We start from the raw sequence: 19,712 nt of genomic DNA, 5'->3' as shown, positions 1-19,712 counted from the left end.
GCAAAAAGGCCGGCTCCCTTCGGGGAGCCGGCCTTTTGCATCCCCGCCAACAGCCGGGAGTGGGCCGTCGTCGGCCGCGCTCCGAAACTGCCGGGTCAGTCCTTCCCGGATTTGCGCAGCTGGTGCTGGAGGACCTTTGCCTGGACAGCGCCCGCAACTTTGCTTTTGAGGTCGGTCGGAACCCGGACCATGCCCTCCTGTGCCACCGTGGCCACGTGCTGCCCGTCGCGGCTGAAGATCTTGCCGGTGGCCAGCCCGCGGGCGCCTTGGGCGCTCGGAGATTCCTGAACGTACAGTAGCCATTCATCGACGCGAACGGGCCGGTGCCACCACATGGCATGGTCGAGGCTTGCGACGCTCATGCCCGGCGTGATCCAGCTGAGACCGTGTTTGCGCAGAATGGATTCCAGCAGCGTGTAGTCACTGGCGTAGGCAAGGGCCGCGCGGTGCGTGTTGGCGTCGTCCGGCATCGGCCCGAAGGTCTTCATCCACACGGCATTGCGGGCTTCCCTCTCACCGTTGGCCGAAACATACAGCGGCGGGTTCACGTGCCGGATATCGAAGGGACGCTCGTAGGCCCAGTGCCGTGCCACCGGGTGGTCGAACTTGCCCAGGAGATCCGCAGTGCTGGGCAGCGATTCGGGGTCGGGGATGCCCGCGGGCATGGCGGACTGGTGGTCGATTCCCTCGTCTTCCTCCTGGAAGGAGGCGATCATGGACAGGATGGGCATGCCATCCTGGTACGCGTGCACCCGGCGGGCCGAGAATGAACGGCCGTCCCTCAGCCGCTGGACGCCGAACGTAATGGGCTTGTTGGCATCACCCGGTCGCAGGAAATATCCGTGCATGGAATGCACGCTGCGCGCGGGGTCAACAGTACGGTTTGCGGCGATGAGCGATTGTGCCAGGACCTGGCCGCCGAAGACACGCTGCCGCGGCTGGCGCTGGGATGGCCCCATGAAGATGTCCTCATCGGTCCGGGCACCCTCAAGCTCGCCGAGGTCAAGGAGTTCAATAAGCGAGGAGGTAGGGTCCACGGGCGGTGTCCCCTGCAGTCCGGCATCGGCTTCAGTCATGGTTCGACTTTAGACGTGACTCCGGCGCCGTCCCAAAGAGGCACAGCCGGTAGAGTCGATATTGTGTCTGACGTCCTAACCCAGCCCTTGCAGTTCACCGATCCCCGCGACCTCGCCGATCTGCGCACCTTTGCCACCCGCGCCAAGTCGATCGACGACGGCGCCATCCGCCTCCAGGCCTCCGGCCCGGTACTGGCCGCTTACGTGTGCGTGCTGCGCCCCAGGCTGCTGGGCGAGGCGACGCCGACGATCCTCGGGCTGCGTACCATGGCCCTGGCCCAGCCAGCGGACACCGACGTCACCGTTCCGATTTCGGCGGTCCTTGACCGGCTCGCCAGGGCGGGGGAGAACGACGTCGAACTGCCGTTGCCGCCAGTGACCGTCACCGAATCGTGGGCCGGCGTCGGTGCGCCCCGCAGGGGCTGGGAGCCCGTCGCCACACTGCCGGACGCTGAACTGCGCCGGGCCGCAGAGGCCGGTATCACCGAGATCGCCGCCATCATCCCGGACAAACCCGGCGCGCTGATCGTCAACAACGCCCGGGCCACAGTCTGGGGGAGGGAACTCCCCGGCGCTGCCGGGCTGCCGCTGGGCGCGGCCTTCGCCGCCCTCACCCTCGGCTTCCTAGCCGACGGTGAACAGCAGCTCTACCGGGCAGGGCGCTGGTTCCGGCTCAGCGGACCCCGCGGACACGTCCTGGCGCGCACAGGGTCGGGACTTTAGCTCCTCCCGCCAGCCCTGGCGGCCTGACATACTGACCGCATGAGCGACGTGGCCGTACTGGTTCCCCCGATCGAGCGGCACCTCGCCTTCAACGATGCGCTGCATCCCGACCGTATCTGGATCCGCCTGCTCCGCTTTGCGGTGGGCCTCATTGTTCTGGTCGCCCTGGTCCAGAAGACGTACGACGCCACCCTTCCGGGCAGCGACGTGGACGTCGGCCAGCTCTACTCGGAGTTCACGGTTCAGTCGAACCTCGTCCTGGGGCTGGTCCTTGTCGTTTCCGCCGCCCGGACGCGGGCGAGGCTGCCGGAGTGGTGGGACCATGTGCTGGGCGCACTCACGTTCTATCTGGTGATGACGGGAATCATCTACGCGGTCCTCGTCGCCCCGCCGGACGAGCCGTGGTGGAGCTGGGACATGTACTGGCCCCAGCTGTCACACCACCGCCTGGCTCCGCTGTTCATCGCGCTCGACTGGCTCCTGGTCACGAAGACTGTCCACGGAAAATGGTCGCGGCCGCTAACCTGGCTCATCTACCCGTCCGCGTTCCTCGTCTACTCCTGGATACGCGGGGCCATCGATGGCTGGTACGTGTACGACTTCCTCGATCCGACGCTCGAGGGCGGCTGGCCGGCCGCGCTGATTACGACGGCGCAGGTGCTCGTTGCGTTCCTCGTGATTGCCTTGCTGGTGCATGTTGGCGGCAACGCACGCGCCGCACTCGCGACGCGGCGGAAGCGGCCCTGACCGAGCGTTAGATGCGGGACCGCCCTCAGGCGTCCGAGGGGCTGTTCACCATGGACAGAGCGGCGCGCTCCATGTAGTCCCACAGGGTGCCTTCATAGAGAGGCGGCAGTTCCAGCGCGTCCACTGCTGTTCGCATGTGGTGCAGCCACCGCTCCTTGGCCTCGGGCGTGACGCGGAACGGCATGTGGCGCATGCGCAGCCGCGGGTGTCCGCGTTCCTCGCCATAGGTGGTGGGGCCGCCCCAGTACTGCTCGAGGAACATCAGGAAACGCCGTTTCGCCGGACCCAGGTTCTCTTCCGGATACATCGGCCGGAGCAGCGGGTCGGTGGCCACGCCGTCGTAGAAGACGTCGATGAGCTTCACGAAGGTCTCGTGGCCGCCTACTGCGTCGTAGAAGTTGTCGGTGTAACCAGGCTGCGTGAAGGGATCGTTCTGCATCAGCTGCTGTGGCTGGCGGGGTTCGCCGGCGCTGGGAATCGTCATGGTTCTATTCTCCGGCCTTCTGCTGGGGTGCGGTCTCAGGGGCGGGCACATCCGCGGAATCGTCCGCCGGGGCCACGTAGTTTCCTTGGGAGCGGTTGCCCACGCGCAGGATTTCGCCGTTGCGCAGGTACCAGATGGCACCGTCGTCGGAACGGACGCGGGTGATGCGCAGGCCCATGGATTCGACCGTGCCTACCACTTCGCTGGTCTCAATGACGTCGCCGATGCCGTACTGGTCCTCGATGGTGATGAAGATGCCGGCCAGGAAGTCGCGGATCAGCTGCTGGGCGCCGAAGCCGATGGCGACACCCAGGATGCCCACGCTCGTCAGCAGCGGCGCGATGTCCACGTCCAGGTTCTTGAGCACGTACATGATGGTGATCACGGCGATGAGGACACCCGCCACGCTGTTCAACAGGGATCCGATCGTCCTGGCGCGCTGGACCCGGCGTTCGTGGTCCAGGGCGCGCAGGGCCGGGGCCACCCATCGGAAGTGCGGCTTCTTGAAGAATGTGGTGCCGGCGGCCACGCTCTTGGTGATTCCGGCAATCACGAAGGAGGCGACGAGCCAGATCGTGACGCCCACTCCGATGCTGATCACAATTCCTGCGGCATTGATTCCGGAAATGTCCGGTGTGGCGGGCGGGGTGATCGACAACATGCTGTACATCGGCAGGGATGCTCCTTATTACTTATCGGCTTCAGCCGGAGCTGCCGGGCGTTCGCCGGGCGCATAACACTCTGTTCACCTTCAACACTAGCGTCGTAGCGTGGCCACATGCGCATCCTGATTCTTGGCGGCACCGCTTTCCTGTCAGCCGAAATTGCCCGGCAGGCGGCCGCCGCGGGCCACGATGTGACCTGCCTTGCCCGCGGTTCGACGGCCGGCCCGCCGGAGGGGACGGCCTGGCTGCGGGCTGACCGCACCACCGGGCGCCAGTCCTACGATGAGGCCTTGGGGGACTGGGACGCCGTCATCGACGTAACCCGTGATCCGGAGCAAGCCAGGGACGCACTCGAGGCGCTGGCGCCGATGGCAGCGCACTGGACAGTAGTGTCCAGCTGCTCCGTGTACGCAGACCATTCGGTGCCGGGCGCAGACGAAAGTGCCGCATTACTACCGCCGCTCACGCCGGGCACAGCCGCTGTCCCGGAGAACTACGGCGAGGCGAAGTCGGCGATTGAGCACGACGCGGCCACCATCGCCGAGGGCAAGGTCCACCTCTGCCGGGCGGGGCTGATCGGCGGCCCCGGCGACAGTTCGGACCGTTACGGCTACTGGCCCGCACGGTTTGCCCGGGATGCCGCCCCCGCCATCATTCCGGACATCGGCTCCAGCGCGACGCAGGTCATCGACGTCCGCGACCTTGCCGCGTGGATCCTGAAGGCCGCCGGACTGCAGATCACGGGTGCCCTGAATGCGGTGGGCACCGCCGTGCGGTTCGGCGACTACCTGGATGAATCCCGGCGCCAGGGCATGTACTCCGGCCGGTCGTACAGCGTCCCGGAAGCCTGGCTGGTTGCCCGGGGGATCGGGTACTGGGCAGGTCCGGATTCACTGCCGCTCTGGCTCCCGGCGGGCCACGACGGTTTTGCCACACGCTCCAACGCTGCGGCTGTTGCGGCCGGCCTCAGCCTGCGGCCGTGGCAGGAGACACTGCGGGACACGCTCGAGGACGAACGCCGCCGCGGCCTGGACAGGGAACGGAAAGCCGGGCTCAGCGCCGAAACCGAGCGGCGGCTCGTGGAAGAATTCCTGCCCGGACCAATTCCTGCCTGAGGCTAGGGTTCCTGAACGTGCACTGAGGCTTCGTGAAGCACGGGAAAGTTCACGCTCCGGGCAATGAAGCAGACCTTGTTTGCCTCGTGATGCAGCTTTACCAGGAGCGCGGCGTCCACGGCGGCGGCAACGGTCACTTCGGGCCTGAGTGTGGCGGATTCGAACTGGCCGCTGCCGTCACGGTTGGTCCGCATCAAGCCCACGGCACGGTCTTCGTACGCCGTTACCACCACGCCGTGCTTCACCGCCACGTGCAGGAACGAGAGCATGTGGCACTGGGACAGGGCGGTCAACAGCAGCTGTTCGGGGTTGTACCGCGTCTTGTCCCCGTGGAAGGTGGCGTCGGCTGACCCCTTGAGGACGGGAAGCCCGGGGATTTCGATGTCGTGGTCGCGGGAATACCCCCGGTACGTCGACGTTCCGTCTCCGCGGTTCCCGGTCCATCGCACAGTCACGGCGTAGCGGTGCTCATCAAGCGTCATGCCGCAATTCTAGTAACGCAGCACCTCTAATAAGGCCGAACGCCGGAACCCCGGGGCAGCGGCACGGCAGCTCCGGGGTTCCGGTTCGTGGGGACAGATGCCGGTGGCTATCCGACGTCGGCCTCGCGGGCCCGCAGCGCCCGCGCCACGCCGTCGCGGTTTTCCAGCATCATGCGCCGCAGGGCGGTGCCCTCCTCCGGCAGCGCGGCCAGGAACTCGTCCGTCCGGTCCACAGTTGCCTGGGTGGTCTGCTGGGCCGGGTAAAGTCCGACGACGATCTGCTGGGCGAGCGCGTGGGTGCGGTTGGCAACGATGCCGGGAACGGCGTCGAAATACTTCTCCGTGTACGGCGCCAGCAGCGCCGGGTCCAGCACCCGGGTGAATCCTGCCACCGCGGAGGCCTGCAGGGCGTTGGACAGCTCGCCCTTCACCACGATGGAATCCCAGGCCGCAGCCTTGGCCTCGGCCGTGGGGATGGCGGCCTTGGCCAACGCTGCCGCGTTCTGGCCGTTCGCGGTGTTGTCCCGCTCGAGTTCAGCGTCAATCCGGTCCTGGCCTGCCCGGCCGCCGGCCACCAGCGAAGCAAGCAGCTCCCACCGCAGATCCTGGTCGACGGTGAGTCCTGCCAGGGAGGCCGAGCCGTCCAGCAGTGCCGCAACGGTATCCAGCTGGCCGTCGCTGCGCGCCAGCAGCGCGAAGGACTTCACGAACTGCAATTGCGCATCCGAGCCCGCCGGCACGGAACCGGCCAGGTCCCAGAGAGTGTCCGCTGCCGCCACGGACGTCTTCTCCCGGTGCTCCTCGGCTACGTAATAACTGAGCGTTGTGGCCAACTGGCGGAGCTGGACCAGGATCACCGAGGAATCGGATTCGGACGCGATGTTGGCGAGGATCAGGTCGACGTAGCCGCGGGCCGGTGTTTCGCCGTCGCGGGCAGCGTCCCAGGCCGAACCCCAGACGAGCGTCCGCGGCAGGCTCTCGCGGAAGTCCTTCAGGTGGGCCGTTGCGGTAGCCAGCGACTTCGGATCGAGCCGGACCTTGGCATAGGCGAGGTCGTCGTCGTTGAGCAGGATCAGGTCCGGCTGCCGCAGGCCGGCCAGGGCGGGCACCTCGGTACGTTCACCGTCAACGTCCAGTTCCTCGCGGTGCACCCGGACAAGCTGCCCGTCGGTGACGTCGTAAAAGCCGACAGCGAGGCGGTGGGGGCGAAGGGTGGGCTGCTCGGCCACCGCGGACTGCACGATGCTGAATGAGGTGATGGCTCCCGAAGAATCCACCGCCACATCAGGAGTCAACGTGTTGACACCGGCGGTTTCAAGCCACAGGCGCCCCCACTCGTCCAGGTCGCGGCCGCTGGCCTTTTCCAGCTCCACCATGAGGTCGCTGAGCTCGGTGTTCTGCCACGCATGCTTGCTGAAGTATTCGCGGACTCCGGACATGAATTGCTCCGGACCCACCCAGGCCACCAGCTGGCGCAGCACCGAGGCGCCCTTGGCGTACGTGATGCCGTCGAAGTTCACTTCAACGTCCTGCAGGTCGTTGATCTCGGCGAATATGGGGTGCGTGGTGGGCAGCTGGTCCTGGCGGTAGGCCCACGACTTCTCCACCGAGGCAAACGTGGTCCAGGCATGGTCAAACTCGGTGTTCTCCACCGCAGCCAGGTGCGACATGTACTCGGCGAACGATTCGTTGAGCCACAGGTCGTTCCACCAGCGCATGGTGACCAGGTCGCCGAACCACATGTGCGCGAGCTCGTGCAGCACAGTGATGGCGCGGCGTTCCACCTGCGCGCCCGTGACCTTCCCGCGGAACACATAGCCCTCCAGGATGGTCACGGCGCCTGCGTTTTCCATCGCGCCGGCATTGAACTCGGGCACGAAGAGCTGGTCGTACTTCGCGAACGGATAAGGGCAGCCGAACTGCGCCTCGAAGAACTCGAATCCCTGGCGGGTGAGTTCGAATATGTTGTCGGCGTCGAGGTATTGCATGAGCGATTTGCGCGCAAACACGCCCAGGGGAACGACGCGCCCGTCGGCGCACTTCACCTCGCTGCGCACCGATTGGTACGGACCGGCGATCAGTGCCGTGACGTAGGAGGACAGCCGGGGCGTGGCAGCGAACTCCCAGACCGAGCGGGCGCCGCCGTCTTCACCGGGAATGGTTTCGATGGGGACAGGCGTGGGGGAGTTGGACACCAGGTTCCAGTGCGACGGCGCGGTGACGGTGAACGTAAAGCTCGCCTTGAGGTCGGGCTGCTCGAACACCGCGAACATCCGGCGCGAATCCGGAACCTCGAACTGCGTATACAGGTAGACCTCGTTGTCGACCGGGTCCACGAAGCGGTGGAGCCCTTCGCCGGTGTTCATGTAGGGCGCCTCGGCAACCACCAGCAGATCGTTCTCCGCGGCGAGGTACGGCAGCTGGATGCGGACACCGTCGGACACCTCCGCCGGGTCGAGTTCAAGGCCGTTCAGCATGACGCTGTGGACCTTGTGGGTTATCGCGTCGATGAAGGTGGAGGATCCGGGCCGGGCGCTGAACTTTACGGCAGTAGTGGATCCGAAGACTTTGTCACCCTGGGTCAGGTCCAGGCTGACGTCGTAGGACTCAACGGAGATGAGTTTGGCGCGCTCACGGGCTTCGGCGCGCGTCAGGTTCATGCCTGGCAAGGTGGGGCCTCCAGAAAGGGTTGCGGTTGCCGGCCGGCAACGGTCATTGCCGGCACTGTGAAGTTATTCTTTCACTTCACCCGGCGATGGCAAGTTAGGTGGATCACGCGGCATCCGCACGGAGTAGCGTTGGGGTATGGGAAAGTTCAGGGACTCGGTGGACGTCAGGGCACTGCGGTTCGCGGTGGGTTTCCCTGCATTGCTGGCTGTCGCATTCGTCGTCTGTGCCTTCCTGCTCCGGACGGATGTGCCGGACCCCATGGCGGTGCTGTGGTCCGAGGCCGGACCGACCGGTTTTGCGCCGTTCTCCGCCTTTGTGGCCTGGGGCGGCCTGATGATCGCGGTGGTGGGCTGGCTCGTCCTGGGGCAGGCTGTGCCGTTGAGCCGGCCCGCCGTCATGCGGCGTTTGATGATGGGCGCCGGGCTCAGCCTCAGTCTCTTTGTCACCACGGTGCTGGCGGCAGTGCTCGTGGGTCAGGCGGGAATCGCCGATGTCCGCGAAGCACGTGTGGATATGTCCGTCCTGGCACTCGGGAGCGGGGCGGCACTGCCCCTGGGCGTCATCATGGGCTTCGTTTTCAAGGCCGACGAGCGGTGGTCAGTGGACGATGAGCGCGCCTTGCGGGAGGCGCTGGAGCGCGAATCGGACCCCGAGCTGGCGGCGGATTCAGTGCGGCTGTGGGTCCATGCGCGCAGCTCCGTGTTTGTGATGCTGGGCGTCGCCTCGCTGTTCCCGGCCGCCCTTGTCTCCATCGCCGTCCCGTGGCTGGGCCTCCTCCTGGTGGTCTTGGCGGTGCTGGCCGCCGCCTTCCTCTTCGCCCGGGTCATCGTTGACCGGAACGGGTTGCGGGTTTTCGCTGCCGGATTCGTGCGCGTGATGGAAATTCCGGCGTCGGCGATTTCCTCGGCAACGCCGGCCGATGTCCGCGCCGCAGACTACGGCGGCTGGGGCTACCGCCACCACGGCGGGACCACCGCCATGCTAGTCAGCAGCGGCCCCGCCGTCGTCGTCAACCGCGCGGACGGAAGGAAAGCGGCCGTCAGTGGCGGGAGCCCCGACTCCGCCGAAAGAGTGGCCGCCGTCCTGTCCCGCGTCGCCGCCCGGGCCCGCGGCGAGAAGCGCCCGCCCCAGCCCTGAGTTCGCTGGCCGGGTTTCGCCGCAGGCGTCCACAGAGTGTTCATGGCAGGCAGCCGGCGCCCGCACCCTAGTACGCTTGGATGCGACCCCCGAAGCAGCCCGGAAGCCTACCGGTGCTTATGACTGAACGGACCTTGCCGTGACCACATCTTCCGATTTTCCGCGCGTCCACATCGCCACCGACCACGCCGGCATGGAACTCAGCGCCCACCTCGTATCCCACCTCACGGCCAAGGGCTACGACGTGGTGGACCACGGGCCCAAGGTCTACGACGCCCTGGATGACTACCCGTCCTTCTGCATCAACGCTGCGCTCGCCGTCGTTGCGGACCAGGCTGCCGGAGTGAACGCCCTGGGCATCGTGCTCGGCGGCTCCGGAAACGGCGAGCAGATCGCCGCCAACAAGGTCAAGGGCGTGCGGGCCGCGCTGGCCTGGAACCTTTCCACCGCTACGCTGGCCCGCGAGCACAACGACGCCAACGTCGTCGCAGTCGGCGGCCGCCAGCACAGCGTGGACGAAGCAACGGAAATCATCGAGGCCTTCCTGCAGGAACCGTTCAGCAACGATGAACGCCACGTCCGCCGCATCGGCAAGATCGCGGCCTACGAGAACACCGGCGAGGTTATCGCCTAGTGCCGGAGGGGCATTCGGTCCACCGGCTGGCACGCCAGTTTGCGGACGTGTTCTCCGGGCAGCGACTCGCTGTATCCAGTCCCCAGGGGCGGTTCGCCGACGGCGCGGCGCTGCTGGACGCCAGCACGCTCGTGGACGCGGCGGCCCACGGAAAGCATTTGTTCCTGCACTTCGACCGCGGGCTCGTCCTCCACGTGCACCTTGGCCTGTACGGTGCGTGGGACTTCGGCGGTGATGCCTCGTTCCGTGGTGCGTCCAGCATTGGCGCACCCAGGAAGGTGGGGGAGCGGGAGGTCTTCGACGACGACGCCGCCGGTTCGGTGGAAAACGGTTCGGAATACGCCGGCCCGCCGGCGCCTGTCGGCGCGGTCCGGGTCAGGCTGGCCGGCGCCCACGGCTGGGCTGACCTCAGGGGCGCCACCACATGCCACGCCATCACTGAGGCCGAAGCCGACGCCGTCCTGGCGCGGCTTGGGCCAGACCCGCTCCGCAATCTTCCCGGGGACCGGGAAGCCTTCGTCGCCGGAGTGACGGCACGGAAGACGCCCCTGGCGGCGCTGTTGATGGACCAGAAGGTGATTGCCGGCGTCGGGAACGTCTACCGCGCAGAACTGCTCTTCCGCCAGGGACTGGATCCCTGGCTTCCGGGCCGTTCACTGGACGCCAAAGCGGCCGGCGCGCTGTGGGAGGACACTGTTGCCGTTATGTCCGACGGCGTCCGCGACGGCAGGATCATCACCACCCCTCCCAGCTACTGGACAGAGCCGGCCGCCGGACTGCCGGCGCCGGAGGACTCGCACTTCGTCTACCGGCGGCAGGGCCTCGACTGCCGCAACTGCCGGACCCCGGTGGCACTGACGGATCTGGCTGCCCGCAAACTCTATTGGTGCCCCGTGTGCCAGCAGGGGTCCTGAGGGTACAAAAAAGCCCCTCCGGAGAGGGGCTGTTTGTTGTCTTGGAGAAGACTTGTTGTCCTGGAGGGGACGACGGGAATCGAACCCGCGTAATCAGTTTGGAAGACTGAGGCTTTACCATTAAGCTACGTCCCCGGGAATGCACTGTTGTTGTCCTGCAACTACAGTACTGCCACTACTGTACTGCTGCTTACTGCGCCGCGGCGCTGCACTTCCGGTCGGCTGCTCGAGCCGGATATAACTAAACCTAATTCAGGGCCCCGGTGTCAAATGTGCATATCCGGCCGATATGACCGTAGACTGTTCTGTGCACTTACGGGGTGTAGCTCAGCTTGGCTAGAGCGCCTGCTTTGGGAGCAGGAAGTCGCAGGTTCAAATCCTGTCACCCCGACTCTGCAGCTTGTCAGATCATTGCGTTTGCAGAACCCCATCCCACAAAACCAGGAGTACTTAGACTGTGAAGAGCGCTGTCGAGAACCTCACCCCCACGCGGGTCAAGCTCAATGTTGAGGTCCCTTTTGAGGAATTGAAGCCCAGCATCGAAGAGGCATACAAGACTGTTGCTTCGCAGATCCAGGTCCCTGGGTTCCGCAAGGGCAAGGTCCCCGCGAAGCTGATCGATCAGCGCGTTGGCCGCGGCTACGTGCTGGAAACGGCCATCAACGAAGGCCTCAACGGCTGGTACCAGGACGCAGTCCAGGAAACCGGCATCCGTCCGCTGAGCCGTCCCGAGGTTGAAATCACCGAGGTTCCGGACCCCACCGCGACCGACGGCGAACTCAAGTTCCACGCCGAGGTTGACATCCGTCCCGAGATCGAGCTGCCGGACTACTCCGGCATCAAGGTTGAGGTAGCTGCCGCCGAGTCCACCGAAGCAGACGTTGACAAGGCGCTTGACGAACTCCGCGGCCGCTTCGGCACGCTGAAGTCCGTTGACCGCCCGGCCGCCGACGGCGACTTCCTGACGATCGACATCACCGCCTCGATCGACGGAGCCGAAGTTGACTCCGCCTCAGGCCTGTCCTACCAGGTTGGCGCCGGCACCATGCTCGAAGGCCTGGACGAGGCCGTCACCGGCCTCAGCGCCGACGAGGACGCCATCTTCGAAACCACCCTCGTAGGCGGCGACCACGCCGGCGAAGCCGCCCAGGTCAAGGTAGTGGTCAAGTCCGTCAAGGAGCGCGAGCTTCCCGAGGCTGACGACGACTTCGCCCAGCTGGCCTCCGAGTTCGACACGCTTGCAGAACTGCGTGCGGATCTCGGCAAGCAGGCTGCTGAATCCAAGGTTGTTGAGCAGGGTGTCGAGGCACGCGACAAGGTCCTGGACAAGCTCGTTGAGCTCGTTGAGGTCCCCGTTCCCGCCTCGGTGGTTGAAGAGCAGCTGGAGCAGCACTTCAAGGCCGAGAACTCCCACGGCGAAGGTGACCACGACACCGAGGAACACCGCGCCGAGGTCAAGGCCAACACCGAGCGTGCCTTCCAAAACGAGATCATCCTGGACGCCATTGCTGACAAGGAAGAGGTCGGAGTCAGCCAGAACGAGCTGATCGACTACATCGTGACCACCGCCAGCCAGTACGGCATGGACCCGAACCAGTTCGCCCAGATCATCGATCAGTCCGGCCAGGTTCCCATGATGGTTTCCGAGGTCCGCCGCCGCAAGGCCCTGGCAGTCGTGCTGGGCCAGGCCGAGGTCACCGACTCCGAAGGCAACAAGGTTGACCTGAGCGACTTCGTCCGCCCCGGTGGCGAAGAAGCTCCTGCCGCCGAAGCTGAAGAAGCTCCCGCCGTCGACAGCGAAGCTGCTGAAGGCGAAGCTGCCGCCAAGGAAGAAGCGTCAATCGACGATCCGGCAGCAGTGAAGTTCTAACATCACGTTGCACGGAAGCCCCCGGATCCCTGATCCGGGGGCTTCCTGTTTAACCCGGAGCGGACCCCCGAACAGCGGCGGTGTCGTGCTGTGCGATGGGCCGTTGCGGCAATCGTGCGCCGTCAGCGAACAGCGCGATCCGCGTGAACAAAACGGCCGCGAAACCGGTTAGTGTCCAAGTAGTGATTTTCAGTGGCGTCGTCCCGTGACGTCACCGTCGCCAGCGAGAGGTAAGTACATATGTCACAGCAAGCAGGGGCACCCCGGATGGCTACTGTCGATCCGGCAGCCCAGGACAACTACATTTACAACCGCCTGCTGAAAGAGCGAATCATCTGGCTCGGCTCCGAGGTCCGCGATGAGAACGCCAACGCGATCTGCTCGCAGTTGCTGCTGCTGTCCGCGGAAAACCCGGATAAGGACATCTACCTTTACATCAACTCGCCGGGCGGCTCCGTGACGGCCGGCATGGCCATCTACGACACCATGCAGTTCATCCCGAACGACGTCGTAACCGTCGCCACCGGCCTGGCCGCGTCGATGGGCCAGTTCCTGCTCTCTTCGGGCACCAAGGGCAAGCGCTACGCCACCCCGAATGCGCGCATCCTGATGCACCAGCCCTCCGGCGGCATCGGCGGCACGGCCTCGGACATCAAGATCCAGGCTGAGCTCATCCTCCACATGAAGAAGGTCATGGCGGAACTCACCGCAGACCAGACGGGCCAGACCGTGGAGACCATCCTGAAGGACAATGACCGCGACAAGTGGTTTACGGCTTCCGAAGCCCTCGAGTACGGCTTCTTCGACAAGATTGCCGCGCACGCGGGATCTGTGGCCGGCGGCGGCGGAACGCAAAACGCCAGCGGCTCGGAAAAGTAACCGGCGAAGACAGAAATGATTCCAGGAGAAATGAACATGAACTACAATTTCGGATCGTCTGCCGGGAACCTGCCCACCAGCCGCTATGTGCTGCCGCAGTTCGAGGAACGCACGCCCTACGGCTTCAAGCGCCAGGACCCGTACACCAAGCTCTTCGAGGACCGGATCATCTTCCTCGGCGTCCAGGTGGACGATGCTTCCGCGGACGACGTGATGGCGCAGCTGCTGGTGCTCGAGTCCACCGACCCGGACCGCGACATCACGCTGTACATCAACTCCCCGGGCGGTTCCTTCACCGCCATGACGGCCATCTACGACACGATGCAGTACATCCGTCCCGAGATCCAGACCGTGTGCCTGGGCCAGGCGGCAAGTGCGGCAGCTGTCCTGCTCGCAGCCGGCACGCCCGGCAAGCGCCTGGCACTGCCCAACGCACGCGTACTCATCCACCAGCCGGCACTGTCCGGCGGCCAGGGCGGACAGGCCTCCGACCTCGAGATCCAGGCAGCCGAAGTCATGCGCATGCGGTCCTGGCTCGAAGACACCCTGGCCAAGCACTCGGGCCGGACGTCCGAGCAGGTCAACAACGACATCGAGCGTGACAAGATCCTCACCGCCGCCGAGGCACAGTCCTACGGCCTGATCGACCAGGTCCTTGATTCCCGCAAGATCAAGCCGCAGGCGATCAGCAGGTAATTAAGCACGACACGCGGAGCCGGTGCGGTTCATGGAAAATGGACCGCACCGGCTTTCGTTTTCAATACGTAAGGTTCCACCCCTCAGGCCGAATGTGACTTAGAGTGGAACATGTCACGGCCGGACCTTCCGGACCCACCGTGATTCCAGCAACCGGTGCAGTGCTGCGGTAGCAGCAGGATACTAAGGGGTTCACATATGGCTCGGATTGGCGAGAGCACGGATCTGCTGAAGTGCTCTTTCTGCGGAAAGAGCCAAAAGCAGGTGCGCAAGCTCATTGCCGGGCCCGGCGTCTACATCTGCGACGAGTGCATTGAACTCTGCAACGAGATCATTGAAGAGGAACTCGCCGAAGTAGCGGACCTCGGCAGCTTCGAACTGCCCAAGCCCCGAGAGATCTTTGACTTCCTCCAGGAATACGTGATCGGCCAGGAGCCTGCCAAGCGCTCGCTCGCCGTCGCGGTCTACAACCACTACAAGCGGATCCAGGCCGGCCACGCCCCCAAGAGCGGCAGCCTCGCCGAAGGCGTCCATCACGACGACGTCGAGATCGCCAAGTCGAATATCCTCCTGATCGGCCCCACCGGTTGCGGCAAGACCTATCTGGCCCAGACCCTGGCCCGACGCCTCAACGTCCCTTTCGCCGTCGCCGATGCCACGGCACTGACCGAGGCCGGGTACGTGGGTGAGGACGTCGAGAACATCCTCCTGAAACTCATCCAGGCCGCTGACTATGACGTCAAGAAGGCCGAACAGGGCATCATCTACATCGACGAGATCGACAAGATCTCCCGGAAAAGCGAAAACCCTTCCATTACCCGGGATGTCTCCGGCGAAGGCGTGCAGCAGGCCCTTCTGAAGATCCTGGAAGGCACAGTGGCGTCCGTTCCCCCGCAGGGCGGCCGTAAGCACCCGCACCAGGAGTTCATCCAGATCGACACCACCAACGTGCTGTTCATCGTTGCGGGAGCCTTCGCAGGGCTCGAGGACATCATCGGCTCCCGTTCGGGACGCAAGGGCATCGGGTTCGGTGCTCCGCTGAATGAAGTCAAAAACAATTCCGACTCCTACGGCGAGGTCATGCCGGAAGACCTCCTGAAATTCGGGCTGATCCCGGAATTCATCGGCCGGCTTCCCGTCATCACCACCGTTTCCAACCTGGACCGTCCGGCCCTGATCCAGATTCTGTCCACACCGAAGAACGCCCTGGTGAAGCAGTACCAGAAAATGTTCCAGCTGGACGGCGTGGAACTGCTGTTCGACGACGAAGCCCTGGACATGATCGCCGACCAGGCGCTGGAACGCGGCACCGGTGCCCGCGGGCTCCGCGCCATCATGGAAGAAGTGCTCCTCCCCGTGATGTTCGACCTCCCCAGCCGGGACGACATCGCCAGCGTCGTTATCACTGCCGACGTCGTAGCGAAAAAAGCGCAGCCCACCATGATCGCGCACGACGTTGTGGCTAAGCGCCGGAATAAATCCGCCTAGTTCTTCGCTCTTGCTAGATGTGCGCCTGAGGTGCGCCACGCCCCGATGACTTTACGAGGAGATCTCCGTGCCTGAAACCACCGTGAGCAAAGCCGACTTCTGGTTCGACCCCCTGTGCCCCTTCGCCTGGATCACGTCCCGCTGGGTGGGCGAAGTGGAGGAAGTCCGGGACATTGAAACCGAATGGCATGTGATGAGCCTTGCCGTCCTGAACGAGGGCCGCGAACTGGATCCCGGCTACCGCGAGGCGATGGACAAGGCATGGGGCCCTGTCCGCGTCATCATCGCCGCCCGCGAGCAGCACGGCGACCAGGTCATCAAGCCGCTCTATGACGCCATGGGCAGCCTGATCCACGACGGCGGCGAGAAGGACTTTTCCGTCGTGATCAGCAAGGCATTGGCTGAGTGCGGGCTCCCTGCCGAGCTCGCGGCCGAAGCAACCTCGGACACCTTCGACCAGCAGCTACGCGCCAGCCACGAAGAGGGTATCTCCCTTGTAGGCCAGGACGTGGGAACGCCCGTAGTCGCCTTCAACGGCACGGCATTCTTCGGCCCGGTCCTGACCCGCATTCCCCGGGGCGAGGAAGCCGGCCGCCTGTGGGACGCCGCGGTGACCCTGGCTGCGTACCCGCACTTCTTCGAGATCAAGCGCAGCCGCACGGAGCGGCCCGAATTCAACTGACGGGCCCCGCCGGACGCCCGTGCGCGGGAACCGGAATTACTAGCGTGTAGTTCTTTCGGGACCCTTGCGGATCGGCCCTGGTGGGACAACAATAGTTCTTACCCACTTCGAAAGAAGAGGGACACGGAAACCAAAGATTCAGTGACACGCATCTGACGCAGCCTTCGGCAAAGTCAGAAGCTGGCTACCAGTGACGAGGTAGGAAGACCTGAACTTCCGAGGATTCCGCCAGATTGTCACAGACGTCACGAGACAATCGAAAAAGTCGAAGCCCCACCAACGGCAAAACGCTGATGGGGCTTCCCCTTTGCCCAAAAACAACGGACCCCGCCAAAGACAGAAGCCCCACCAGCGTTGAACGCTGATGGGGCTTCCGCATGTTTCCGGTGGCCGGTGAACGGGCTAGGCGCCCGGCGCTTCTTCCGGCTGGGCCAGCACAACATCGCTGACCGTCAGTTCGCCGTCGCCTGCCACGAGGGTGAGTTCGCGGGCATTCGAGGCAGCCTTCAGGTCGGCCAGGCCGGCCTTCAGCTGCGTGGTGATCGACTCCGTGGCAGTGATCGTGGCGGACAGCACCTCAGTGCGCTGCTTGACCTTGGCCTCGGACTTGGCCTTGCGGATACCGCTCAGTGCAACCCCGACAGTCGCGAGCATGGTGGTGTCGCCGTCGGCGACCTCTGAAGCGGCGGGCCACTCTGCACGGTGCACCGATCCGGTGCGCCACCAGCCCCAGACCTCCTCGGTGGCAAAGGGCAGGAACGGCGCGAACAGCCTCAGCAAAGTATCCAGGGTGGTGGCCAGGGCCGCCAGCACCGACGCCTGCTCTGCTTCCCCGGTTGCCCCGTAGGCGCGGTCCTTGATGAGTTCCACGTAGTCGTCCGTGAACTGCCAGAAGAAGCTCTCGCTGATCTGCAGCGCCCGGGCATAGTCATAGTTCTCGAACGCCTTGGTGGCCTGTGCCACGACGTCGGACAGCTGTGCCAGGACGGCGCGGTCCAGCGGGTTGGTCAGTACGGACAGGTCCGTGGACACCACCGAGTTTTCCGTGGCGCCCAGGTTCAGGACGAACTTCGAGGCGTTGAGGAGCTTGATGGCCAGGCGGCGGCCGATCTTCATCTGTGCGATCTCGTAGGCCGTGTCCGCACCCAGCTTGGCCGAGGCCGCCCAGTAGCGGACCGCGTCCGAACCGTACTCCTCGAGGACATCGGTGGGCACGATCACGTTGCCCTTGGACTTGGACATCTTCTTGCGGTCCGGGTCGAGGATCCAGCCCGAAATGGCGGCGTGCTTCCACGGCGCGGTGTCCTGCAGCGCGTCGGCACGCACGGCGGTGGAGAACAGCCAGGTCCGGATGATGTCGTGGGCCTGCGGGCGCACGTCGAACGGGTACACCTTGGCAAAGAGCGCCTCGTCGGTGCTCCAGCCGCCCACGATCTGCGGCGTCAGCGAGGACGTGGCCCAGGTGTCGAGGACGTCGGCGTCACCGGTAAAGCCGCCCGGCTGGTCGCGCTGGGCTTCCTCATAGCCGGGTGCGGCATCGGCAGCCGGATCGACGGGGAGCTGCTCGTCTGTCGGGACGATCGGTGCGTCGTATTCAGGATTGCCGTCGGTATCCAGCGGGTACCAGACCGGCACCGGCACGCCGAAGAAGCGCTGACGTGATACCAGCCAGTCGCCGTTCAGTCCTGAGATCCAGTTCTCGTAGCGGGAGCGCATGAATGCCGGATGGAACTCGATCTCGTTGCCGCGTCCGATCAGCCGTTCGCGGCGGTCCTCGTCGCGTCCGCCGTTGCGGATGTACCACTGGCGCGAGGTCACCACTTCGAGGGGCTTGTCGCCCTTCTCGAAGAAGTTGACCGGGTGCATGATCTTCTTGGGCTCGCCGTCGAGGAGTTCGGCACTGGCGAGCTGCTCGACCACTGCTTCCTTGGCGCTGAAGACCGTCTTGCCGGCGATCGACTCGAAAGCCGTGCGGCCCTGCTCGGTGGTGATCCAGTCCGGAGTGTCACCGATGATGCGGCCGTCACGGCCCACGATGGCGCGGGTGGGCAGCTGGAGCTCACGCCACCAGGTCACGTCGGTGAGGTCGCCGAAGGTGCAGACCATGGCGATGCCGGAGCCCTTGTCCGCCTTGGCGAGGTGGTGGGCCTTCACCTCCACCTCGACGTCGAACAGGGGAGAGGTGACTTTCTTGCCGAACAGCGGCTGGTACCGCTCGTCGTCGGGGTTTGCCACGAGGGCGGCGCAGGCGGCCAGCAGTTCCGGGCGGGTGGTCTCGATGTAGAGCTTCTCGCCGTCCTCGGTGAAGAACGGGTAGCGGTAATAGGCGCCTGCCACCTCGCGGTCCTCGAGTTCAGCCTGGGCCACCGCGGTGCGGAAGGTGACGTCCCACAGGGTGGGGGCCTCGGCCATGTAGGCGTCGCCGGCGGCGAGGTTCGCCAGGAAGGCGCGCTGGGAGATGGCCCGGGACTTGTCATCGATGGTCCGGTAGGTCAGGTCCCAGTCGACGGAGAGGCCAAGGGTCTGGAAGAGGTTCTCGAAGACCTTCTCATCCTCGACGGCGAGTTCCTCGCAGAGTTCGATGAAGTTGCGCCGCGAGATGACGTCAAAATCGCGCTGGTTCTTGGCCGGTTCAGCCGGCGGGCGGTAGGCGGCGTCGTAATGGATGGCCGGATCGCAGCGCACACCGTAGTAGTTCTGGACACGGCGCTCGGTGGGCAGGCCGTTGTCGTCCCAGCCCATCGGGTAGAAAACGTTCTTTCCGGTCATGCGCTGGTAGCGCGCCAGGACGTCGGTCTGGGTGTAGGAGAACATGTGCCCCACGTGCAGGGATCCCGACGCCGTGGGCGGGGGCGTGTCGATCGAGTAGACCTGCTCCCTGGTGGTCTCCCGATTAAACTTGTAGGTTCCTTCGTCAAGCCAGCGCTGCGTCAGGGCAGCTTCCAGCCCCTCGAGGGCGGGCTTGTCCGGAACGTTGATAGGGGCGGTAGTGGGCGTGTCTGTACCCTGAGTGTCTTCAGCCATGGAGCAATTGTTTCATGTTCTCTTCCTTCGCTTGCGCGGGCCCCTGCATTAGCATCCCGGTATGGACAGTGAAGACCGCAAACTGGTGACCAAACGCATCTATGATGCCCCGTCCGACGACGATGGTTTCCGCGTCCTGGTGGACCGTCTCTGGCCGCGCGGCATCAGCAAGGAACGGGCCATGCTGGACCTCTGGCTGAAGGAGGTCGCGCCGTCGACTGCGCTGCGGACCGAATTCGGCCACATGAAGGAACGTTTCGCGGACTTCCGCGAACAGTACGAGGCGGAACTCGAAAGCAACCCGGCAGTGGCCACCCTGCAGGAGTTGGCTGTGAAGCACCGGCGCGTCACCCTGCTCTACGGTGCCAGGGATCCTGAGACCAACCATGCCCGTGTGCTTCTGGACTTCCTCCAACGTTAGGGTGG

General features: G+C 64.9%; 18 protein-coding genes and 2 tRNA genes. 13 read left to right on the top strand and 7 right to left on the bottom strand.

Annotation, left to right across the window (positions count from 1 at the left end; all coding sequences use genetic code 11):
• Positions 1–95 precede the first annotated feature (95 nt).
• Positions 96–1,076, bottom strand: coding sequence for an acyl-CoA thioesterase (locus tag ASF98_RS15965; RefSeq protein ID WP_055803600.1), 981 nt, complete (start codon positions 1,074–1,076; stop codon positions 96–98).
• Positions 1,077–1,139: 63 nt separating this feature from the next.
• Here ASF98_RS15965 and ASF98_RS15960 point away from each other — a divergent pair, with 63 nt between their 5' ends.
• Together ASF98_RS15960 and ASF98_RS15955 are read left to right on the top strand one after the other, a co-directional pair.
• The gene (locus ASF98_RS15960) at positions 1,140–1,799 is read left to right on the top strand and encodes a hypothetical protein (RefSeq protein ID WP_055803597.1); all 660 of its coding nucleotides are present in this window, start codon (positions 1,140–1,142) and stop codon (positions 1,797–1,799) included.
• A 39-nt stretch (positions 1,800–1,838) separates the two neighbouring features.
• The gene (locus tag ASF98_RS15955; protein ID WP_055803594.1) at positions 1,839–2,546 is read left to right on the top strand and encodes a Pr6Pr family membrane protein; all 708 of its coding nucleotides are present in this window, start codon (positions 1,839–1,841) and stop codon (positions 2,544–2,546) included.
• 25 nt (positions 2,547–2,571) lie between these two features.
• Here the strand turns inward: ASF98_RS15955 and ASF98_RS15950 are convergent, their stop codons facing one another.
• Together ASF98_RS15950 and ASF98_RS15945 are read right to left on the bottom strand one after the other, a co-directional pair.
• The gene (locus ASF98_RS15950) at positions 2,572–3,030 is read right to left on the bottom strand and encodes a globin (protein ID WP_055803591.1); all 459 of its coding nucleotides are present in this window, start codon (positions 3,028–3,030) and stop codon (positions 2,572–2,574) included.
• A gap of 4 nt (positions 3,031–3,034) precedes the next feature.
• A complete protein-coding gene (locus ASF98_RS15945) occupies positions 3,035–3,700 on the bottom strand; it encodes a mechanosensitive ion channel family protein (RefSeq protein WP_055803588.1) in 666 nt (221 codons plus the stop codon).
• 108 nt (positions 3,701–3,808) lie between these two features.
• Here ASF98_RS15945 and ASF98_RS15940 point away from each other — a divergent pair, with 108 nt between their 5' ends.
• A complete protein-coding gene (locus ASF98_RS15940) occupies positions 3,809–4,810 on the top strand; it encodes an NAD-dependent epimerase/dehydratase family protein (RefSeq protein ID WP_055803586.1) in 1,002 nt (333 codons plus the stop codon).
• 2 nt (positions 4,811–4,812) lie between these two features.
• Here ASF98_RS15940 and ASF98_RS15935 read toward each other — a convergent pair whose 3' ends face one another.
• On the bottom strand, positions 4,813–5,292 hold the full coding sequence (locus ASF98_RS15935; RefSeq protein ID WP_055803583.1) for an OsmC family protein: 480 nt from the start codon (positions 5,290–5,292) through the stop codon (positions 4,813–4,815).
• A gap of 107 nt (positions 5,293–5,399) precedes the next feature.
• A complete protein-coding gene (gene pepN, locus ASF98_RS15930; protein WP_055803580.1) occupies positions 5,400–7,952 on the bottom strand; it encodes an aminopeptidase N in 2,553 nt (850 codons plus the stop codon).
• Positions 7,953–8,097: 145 nt separating this feature from the next.
• Between pepN and ASF98_RS15925 the strand changes: the two genes are divergently transcribed.
• From ASF98_RS15925 to ASF98_RS15915, 3 genes are all read left to right on the top strand, one after another.
• Entirely contained in the window at positions 8,098–9,099 is a 1,002-nt protein-coding gene (locus tag ASF98_RS15925) for a hypothetical protein (protein ID WP_055803578.1), read from the top strand.
• A gap of 139 nt (positions 9,100–9,238) precedes the next feature.
• Entirely contained in the window at positions 9,239–9,733 is a 495-nt protein-coding gene (locus ASF98_RS15920) for a ribose-5-phosphate isomerase (protein ID WP_055803575.1), read from the top strand.
• Positions 9,733–10,647 (top strand): Fpg/Nei family DNA glycosylase, encoded by a 915-nt coding sequence (locus ASF98_RS15915; protein WP_055803574.1) that lies wholly within the window; start codon positions 9,733–9,735, stop codon positions 10,645–10,647. Before ASF98_RS15920 ends, ASF98_RS15915 begins: the two co-directional genes overlap by 1 nt.
• 61 nt (positions 10,648–10,708) lie before the next feature.
• Here the strand turns inward: ASF98_RS15915 and ASF98_RS15910 are convergent.
• Positions 10,709–10,782 (bottom strand) — tRNA-Gly (locus ASF98_RS15910).
• A 181-nt stretch (positions 10,783–10,963) separates the two neighbouring features.
• Here ASF98_RS15910 and ASF98_RS15905 point away from each other — a divergent pair.
• From ASF98_RS15905 to ASF98_RS15880, 6 genes are all read left to right on the top strand, one after another.
• A tRNA-Pro gene (locus ASF98_RS15905) sits at positions 10,964–11,038 on the top strand.
• A gap of 66 nt (positions 11,039–11,104) precedes the next feature.
• Entirely contained in the window at positions 11,105–12,517 is a 1,413-nt protein-coding gene (tig, locus tag ASF98_RS15900) for a trigger factor (RefSeq protein ID WP_055803571.1), read from the top strand.
• 267 nt (positions 12,518–12,784) lie between these two features.
• On the top strand, positions 12,785–13,396 hold the full coding sequence (locus ASF98_RS15895) for an ATP-dependent Clp protease proteolytic subunit (protein ID WP_055803568.1): 612 nt from the start codon (positions 12,785–12,787) through the stop codon (positions 13,394–13,396).
• 36 nt (positions 13,397–13,432) lie between these two features.
• Positions 13,433–14,092 carry an ATP-dependent Clp protease proteolytic subunit gene (locus ASF98_RS15890; RefSeq protein WP_028268993.1) on the top strand — a complete coding sequence of 220 codons (660 nt, stop codon included), beginning with the start codon at positions 13,433–13,435 and terminating at the stop codon, positions 14,090–14,092.
• 198 nt (positions 14,093–14,290) lie between these two features.
• Entirely contained in the window at positions 14,291–15,580 is a 1,290-nt protein-coding gene (gene clpX, locus ASF98_RS15885) for an ATP-dependent Clp protease ATP-binding subunit ClpX (protein WP_055803565.1), read from the top strand.
• A 67-nt stretch (positions 15,581–15,647) separates the two neighbouring features.
• Positions 15,648–16,262 (top strand): mycothiol-dependent nitroreductase Rv2466c family protein, encoded by a 615-nt coding sequence (locus ASF98_RS15880; protein WP_055803562.1) that lies wholly within the window; start codon positions 15,648–15,650, stop codon positions 16,260–16,262.
• Positions 16,263–16,664: 402 nt separating this feature from the next.
• On the opposite strand, the gene valS is transcribed toward ASF98_RS15880, so the two are convergent.
• A complete protein-coding gene (gene valS / locus ASF98_RS15875) occupies positions 16,665–19,286 on the bottom strand; it encodes a valine--tRNA ligase (RefSeq protein WP_055803559.1) in 2,622 nt (873 codons plus the stop codon).
• Positions 19,287–19,347: 61 nt separating this feature from the next.
• Here valS and ASF98_RS15870 point away from each other — a divergent pair, with 61 nt between their 5' ends.
• Positions 19,348–19,707, top strand: a complete 360-nt coding sequence (locus ASF98_RS15870) for a DUF488 domain-containing protein (protein WP_055803555.1) — start codon at positions 19,348–19,350, stop codon at positions 19,705–19,707.
• The last annotated feature ends 5 nt before the right edge of the window (positions 19,708–19,712 follow it).

It is taken from the genome of Arthrobacter sp. Leaf337, from assembly GCF_001423745.1.
GTDB lineage: Bacteria > Actinomycetota > Actinomycetes > Actinomycetales > Micrococcaceae > Arthrobacter.
Note: the sequence above shows the minus strand (reverse complement) of the source record. Positions and strands in the feature narration are given on the sequence as shown.